At 39.1% G+C, this 6,494-nt stretch carries 7 protein-coding genes; all 7 read right to left on the minus strand.

Translation table 11 applies throughout. The features are described from left to right. Positions 1-494: hypothetical protein (locus ACUVJL_RS25275; RefSeq protein ID WP_445248350.1), on the minus strand; the 494-nt coding region annotated here is incomplete at its 3' end. 27 nt (positions 495-521) lie between these two features. Continuing rightward, on the minus strand, positions 522-1,256 hold the full coding sequence (locus tag ACUVJL_RS25280) for a hypothetical protein (protein WP_445248351.1): 735 nt from the start codon (positions 1,254-1,256) through the stop codon (positions 522-524). Further along, a complete protein-coding gene (locus ACUVJL_RS25285; RefSeq protein WP_445248352.1) occupies positions 1,210-1,449 on the minus strand; it encodes a hypothetical protein in 240 nt (79 codons plus the stop codon). Before ACUVJL_RS25285 ends, ACUVJL_RS25280 begins: the two co-directional genes overlap by 47 nt. Positions 1,450-1,481: 32 nt before the next feature. Next, positions 1,482-3,548, minus strand: a complete 2,067-nt coding sequence (locus tag ACUVJL_RS25290) for an FtsK/SpoIIIE domain-containing protein (RefSeq protein ID WP_445248353.1) — start codon at positions 3,546-3,548, stop codon at positions 1,482-1,484. A 35-nt stretch (positions 3,549-3,583) separates the two neighbouring features. Then, positions 3,584-5,515, minus strand: coding sequence for a hypothetical protein (locus ACUVJL_RS25295; RefSeq protein ID WP_445248354.1), 1,932 nt, complete (start codon positions 5,513-5,515; stop codon positions 3,584-3,586). After that, on the minus strand, positions 5,508-5,738 hold the full coding sequence (locus ACUVJL_RS25300) for a hypothetical protein (RefSeq protein WP_445248355.1): 231 nt from the start codon (positions 5,736-5,738) through the stop codon (positions 5,508-5,510). Before ACUVJL_RS25300 ends, ACUVJL_RS25295 begins: the two co-directional genes overlap by 8 nt. Positions 5,739-5,984: 246 nt before the next feature. Beyond that, on the minus strand, positions 5,985-6,473 hold the full coding sequence (locus ACUVJL_RS25305; RefSeq protein WP_445248356.1) for a hypothetical protein: 489 nt from the start codon (positions 6,471-6,473) through the stop codon (positions 5,985-5,987). Between the last annotated feature and the right edge of the window lie 21 nt (positions 6,474-6,494).

The raw sequence follows: 6,494 nt of genomic DNA on the forward strand, positions 1-6,494 counted from the left end.
GCGATAACTTTCAATCGATTTTTAAGTTGTCTTAACTCGCGAATTTCTGCAATGGGTAGCGTTTTCCAATTAGCTGCTTTTTTTTCCACATCTTCGCACGACTCTTTGATGTTGTTCCAAAACCATTGTAGAATTAAGTTAGCATCGAGAACAGGATGACCGGAAATTACTCCGTGTTTTTCTATCGCCCCAGCCCGCAGCATCATTGAGGAAATTGTAAAAGACTCACCGCTACCTGGTTTTTTGCGATCGGCATCATCGGCTAGGCGATCGTAAATTGCGGTTGCTACTTCTGCCCATGTGCGATCGGGCAAACCTAAACCATTTTGACTTTTTCGAGCCTTAGCAGAGCAAACATCGGCTAATAATAGCCAGTTAAAGTCTTGTGGTTGCGCGGTTTTACCTGAAAATATGTTGTTTACCCAAATCAGTACAGATTCGGCATTTTGTTCGAGGATGCGATCGAGCGATATTGTCGCAGGAGATTGAGTCATAATTTATCTACTCCACATATTCTCTGCTCAAGGAGTTACTTGGATTTTTAGCAAAGACTTAAGATAAGTATAAATTAATTCTTTTTTCCAAAGTATATGTTCATAATCACTGGTCATAGGATGGATGGTAACATTGACCCCGTTTTCTTGAGATTGAAGTCGATTGAGTCTGTGCTGACATTTGATATAAGTATCTCGAGGTACATAAAATCTGACTTCACCTCCTCCATTTTCCCGAAGATAGTTAACATATTTCTTGGCTGCTGCCTTAATGCCATTAATGGAACTAGGTTTATAAGCTTTTGCATCACAAATTAAACGGTGAGATGTTAGATAAAAATCTGGTTTACAGTAATCTTTGCCATTCTCAAAATTAAGTTTAGGTTTGATTCGTAAACTTGACAGAAGATTTTCTGTATCATCAGAGTCTAACAGCATTTTTAATAAGACTAATTCTCCTTGATCGCCTTGTAGTTGTGTACTAGGTTTTTTTTGATAATAGTCACTGGCGGGATTTTGGGTTAAATCAGTGAGTCTTTCTGTCGCGTTGGGATTTTCATATAAAATCCAAGAATCACCCGGAAGGTTAGCGAGTTCGAGGGCTAGCCATGTGGGTACACCTGATGCAATAGCCGTTGTCAAATAATTCTCAGTTTGCGCCATCGCATTTTTAAAAACGACATCATTAACAGCCGTATTAGCTAGTTCAGCATAGCTAAAGATATTCTCCAGATTCTTTGCTCCATTTTTTGACAATTTCATCCATTACTGTACTTGTCTTACGCATTTGACGAGATAAGTCGGTAAGCTCTCGCTGGATACCTTTAAACTTCATACTTAGATCGCGTTTAGCAGTAGTATCTATACTTTTAGTGGAAGACTCTAACTGCTCAGTTTTTTCACGTAACTTGACCAACATTTCCTGAAACTCCTCAATCGTGGCTTCAACTGACATAACTTGTACCTCCAAGGGCTGTTTACAACTATTTATCTTTTATTTGTTAGCCTACCCCAAAGTGTATCAGATACAGGAAGGTTAGGTTTTGGTCTTTTGATTTCAGGAGTATTTACAAAGTTAACACCATTTTCATTCTGGATGACAGCCCTTCCCTGACCTCTGTTTCCAGATGGAATTCTAGCCGCCATAAAATTGCCTAAAAGATGCTCACTTGTTCCTTCCGAAACTCTGAATATCACTCTTTCATCGAGTTGTTCTATTACTTGAGGGTCAATTAAGTTAATCGGTCTTTGCGTACAGTAGATTAAATGAATTCCCAGAGAGCGACCTTGAGTAGCATATTCCTGTAAAGACCTTTCAGTATCCTCTCTCAGATCGCGATCCATATTCTCTATTCTAGCCGCTTCATCGACAATCACAAGAATTCGATGCTCTTCATAACCAAACTCTCTTAATTCTTTAATATCATCCACTCCTACTTCCTCATAGATTAAAGTTTTCCTTCTCTCAAATTCTTTGTCGTATATTTCCTTGAGAAAATCGGGATAATTATCTGGTTCTGTTTCTACATGAATGTTAACTCCTGCTTTTTTTAATAAAAGAAACTGTTTTTTGGGATCGAGTACATAAACTTGTCGTTGAGGTTCGGCGTAAAGAAATTGAAAAACCACCCAGAATAAAAAAATTGTCTTGCCAGAACCGTTGACACCAGCAACTAAACGATGGGCGATCGAACTCCAGTCAGAATACACGATGCTCCCATCATCAGTAAGACCAACTATATACTTATCTCCTTTGATTGTGTGACCGTATTTTCTAAATATATCCTCAGCATTTGGCTTAATTAACGGGGGTTGTTCTTGAGGAATACCGGCAACCGGAATTTTACCAGGAATAACTATGCGGAAAAATCCACTAATTTCTTCTAGCGTTGCATAGCGGTGTAAGGGTTTAAGGTCTTTGTTCTGGGCTAAAGGACTTTTACCATAGATATTAACATATTCAGTGATGGCGGAAGGTGACGAGCGCACAATTTCTCCTTTTGATGACGATGGCAAAGCTGCCTTATTAAGATCTGCGATATGAGATGTAAATGGCTTGAAATAATCATCAGTAGAGCTGTCACCTAATTCGTTATTACTGATTTTAGGTTTTATAGATTGTCTGATCGGCTTATCCTCAAAGTCACCCTGCCAGCCCTTCCGTTCTACAGCCTTAGAAATCTCTACATTTTCAGTGGATTTCAAACTTTTCAAGAACTTTTGAGTATCCATATCACGACTCACGATTTCAACACAGTCTTGTTCTCCGTGGCTTTGGGCTGCTGTTGCACTTCTTACTAATTCCATTAAAACAGGGCGGATGTTACTTCTGGTTTGGGCTAGTGCTTTGATACTGTACTTAAATAAGTTGCTAGGCAGATAGGTTGTTTGATAGTGCTGATAAATACTTAATGCTCTCTCAAAAAAGATATCTCGGCGATGACTTATGACCTGTTGCAGTTGAGGTATCATTTGAGTGAATGCTTTAGCTAACGTTGACCTATCTTCAGATTTTTGACACACTTGCAGGGTGATTTCTAGGAAAAATTTTTCATTTAATCGATTCAGAATATCACACACATCTAACATATTGTTATTTTTGTTAGCATCAAAAAAATCTGGCACATAGTAGTCTTGCGAGTAGAAAATTTCAGGCTTTAGAGCTTCTCCAATATGGTTTACCCACCCCAAGTCTTGACATTGATTTAACCCAGGCGATAGTTCAAAATTGTAAAAAACACTTAAACTTGAAATTTGAATAAAACTGATTATTTCTTCCTTAATTAGATTTAGTTCCTGATAATCATTGTGTGAATAATTGAATATCAAGTAAATTTTTAAACGTTCGTCTTTAGAGTTGTTCGGGTCATAAAAGTAACGGAGGGAAAGCGTTAAGCCATTGGTGTTGCCTAAGCTGAGGAAATGCTGCAAAAGTCCGCGCTGACTGTCTGCGATTGACTGACGAACTTGATTGCCGTATCGCTCAATATACTTTTGAGAGTTGAGGTTAGGTAGTTCTGGAATCAGAAAATACAGAGGAAAAATGTGCGTCATGTCAGTTTAATATATTTTTATATTGTATTATTTTTCTAATCTATAAGTCTTTTTATGATGAATTTCAGCATAAAATCTATTTCCAGAAGTAGATAAGACACCATCTGAAGGATTCCAGAAGGTAGTATACAAATTAGTGGAATAATTATTATATAAAGAACAGTACCAATTAGTCCACCTATAACCCCTACAAAATCATTAATTATTCCTGGCATACATCCAACTATGCAAGTAACAAGCTTGATACATAATATAAACCCTCCACCAAATAAACCTAGTGGTCCTAACATTATTCCCAATACAAAATCTTGCATCAAGCGAGGTGAATTTTGATAATATAAAACCATTGAGTTAATTATTAGAGTAGGATTTTTAATTGCATATAAAAACGTAGGATAAGAGATATAGGTAATTATTATGACAACTGACAAAAGTACACCACTTCTCAAGAATCTTCCTGTTTCTCTTATTTCGTTTTTAAAAGACTCAGCAGCCTTCAATCTTATCCTTGATTTAGAATCTTCTAAACTTTGAAAATGCTGTGACAGTAAAATATTGTACTCTTTTTGCTTGGAGGACAAAAAGCTTAAGACTTCTGTAGCATCTGCCTTGCAGCTAGAGATAGCATTCTGAAATATTCTCTCAATTTCTGTCTGATATTTCCTAGTAGATGTGATTTCTATCTCAATCTCTGCAAGGCTCGTAAAATTAAAAAAATTAATTTGTGGTAAGCGAAACTGAAAATCTAGGGCTGTGAGTATGTAACGGGAATTCTGATCTAACCTGTCTTGATGCTGCTTGAGCAGTGATACAGTTGCGTCTCTCACACTTTCTTCACGGTGTTGCAGAAACTCTACAAGACTTCGGATTTTTTTATCAATATTAGCAGCATAAATTGTGCCAATGCACTGAACAGCTTTAACTTGTTCTAGTAGATTATCTCTAGTATCTAGTATGAGTGAACCTCGGATAGCTTGTAGCAAAAATGGAACCGATGCTTCACCCAGTCGGACTACATTACTATTCCAGTCTCTTGAGATCACGGCTGCTTTAGCCCTAATGTCAGTTTTTAACCACGATCCTGCCTCGTTAATAGTTTTAGCAACAAGCCGTCGGAGGTCGATATCAGAATTACCCAAAAAAGGAATCAGAGCTTTTGATAATCTTTCTCTTGTTTCAGAATCCTGATAATCTCTATCTCTGAAAAGAGAGTCTGCTGAACGTAAACCAGCTTCGACAACAAACTTTTGTAAACCATAAGCTTGCGTCACCAATTCAAAACCTGCAACACCTAACCTAGTTAGAACATCGTCAACAATTTTTAGGGAATTAGCAGAAATTGATTGGAGTAACTGAAGCAAATGATTTTTCGGTGCGTACACCCAAAAATCAAGAAATTCTTTATATCGGATAGGATCGTTTAATAAGTACCTATCACTAAGACGTTTGAGATTTTCACTGATAATTTGCCTTTGAATATCCTCAACAGACTTGAACAAGAACCTAGCTGAAACTATCTGAGGATATTTCAATTGCTGAATTGTCCAAGCTGCTGACAAACGAGTGAGTTCGCTACCTGATTGAGCCTCTTGGGACAATTTTTCAAATATTCTTTGGCTATGACACTTATAATCGTCCGGGTTAGGTAGCTGATAAATTTTATCTAAAGGTTCGTCAAGTCCGTCAATATAATCGAGATTGGCAAGTTTTGTTCTGATGGTTTGATTGCCAATATACGCAAAGCTCTGAAGCCCCATCGTCAAGTAAAATTGATCTCTGTACTTCAACAATTCTTCGAGAGCTTTTAAAGGTGCATCCTGTCTTTGAGCTGTATTCACAAAAAGTTCGATTCTTTCCCCATCATCGCGACAGTGGGGAAACTGGTCAAAAAAGTCTTTTCCCTTCTGGATAGGCGGGAATTTGCCGCCGCCACTTCCTGGTGGTTGGATGCCTGAAAAATCACTCATAACTCTCTACAACGTGATAGTGTTTTGCAGCCACGCCTAAGCCTTGTAGCGCTAGAGCCCGCGTGGTTAGTGATGCTTGAGTTTCCCAGATATTGACGAAAAAAAGACCAGCGCGATCGGGATTGTTTTCGGCAAAATCGAAGAATGCTTGGATTTGTTCTCCTACATTCCTATAGCGATCGGGTAAATCGCCTCCGCCTGGGATGTTTGAAAGGTTACTCATGGGCTTAACTCAGATAGACGGGGAAGCGCATGGAGAAATTATAACTGTTGCGGTCGAGCTTGTACCAATTTTTTGAATGTTTGCGGCAGAGATTACATCCCCAGTCCCGCTTAACAACGGGGGGACAAAAATTTACAGGACTTAGCGACACCAAAGAAACCGGGTTTTTCACTTTAGTTAAAGGCTCAAATGCAGTATTCTCGTCAAAAAACCCGGTTTCTAACCACCCCTGCGTTTAGGACTAATTTAGAAATGTTCCAGCAGAGATTTCTCTTGTGCGTAAACCTTTCGCAGTGACTCCAGCCCGATCGCCCCCAACATCAATTTAATCACCCCCACCATTTCCCCCCACTCCAACAATTCAGAAACACAAACAGCTTTCTGAAATCTCGCCGCATAGAAATCCACCCAAAAATCCGGCGCGTGTCTCTCTTTCTGACTCGCCCAACGGCGCTTCCAATAACCAAAATCTAAACCAGAGGGCGATTCCACTCCCAAAACAGGCGGAAAGTCGGCATAACTGACAAACCGACTCATGCCTTTGGCGTGCACGTACAGGATATGCGCCCAGCACTCGAAGCGATATATTTGTTCTACCTTGATTTTCAGCAGCCGCGCGATCGCCTCTTTCGTCACAAACCGGCTCAATCTGTGTCTGGGGGTTGATTTTGGTCGAAAGCTTGCTAACATGGTTGATACATCCCACTTGATGGGAATTTTCAATGGTTGATACATCCCACTTGATGGGAATTTCAG

Origin of the sequence: Microcoleus sp. OTE_8_concoct_300, from assembly GCF_031383065.1 — a bacterium.
Lineage (GTDB): Bacteria > Cyanobacteriota > Cyanobacteriia > Cyanobacteriales > Microcoleaceae > Microcoleus.

What these genes read in the sequence shown, in the direction of transcription:
- ACUVJL_RS25280 (WP_445248351.1), bottom strand. Translation starts at nt 1,256, where the DNA reads ATGAAATTGTCAAAAAATGGAGCAAAGAATCTGGAGAATATCTTTAGC.
- ACUVJL_RS25285 (WP_445248352.1), bottom strand. Translation starts at nt 1,449, where the DNA reads ATGTCAGTTGAAGCCACGATTGAGGAGTTTCAGGAAATGTTGGTCAAG.
- ACUVJL_RS25290 (WP_445248353.1), bottom strand. Translation starts at nt 3,548, where the DNA reads ATGACGCACATTTTTCCTCTGTATTTTCTGATTCCAGAACTACCTAAC.
- ACUVJL_RS25295 (WP_445248354.1), bottom strand. Translation starts at nt 5,515, where the DNA reads ATGAGTGATTTTTCAGGCATCCAACCACCAGGAAGTGGCGGCGGCAAA.
- ACUVJL_RS25300 (WP_445248355.1), bottom strand. Translation starts at nt 5,738, where the DNA reads ATGAGTAACCTTTCAAACATCCCAGGCGGAGGCGATTTACCCGATCGC.
- ACUVJL_RS25305 (WP_445248356.1), bottom strand. Translation starts at nt 6,473, where the DNA reads ATGTATCAACCATTGAAAATTCCCATCAAGTGGGATGTATCAACCATG.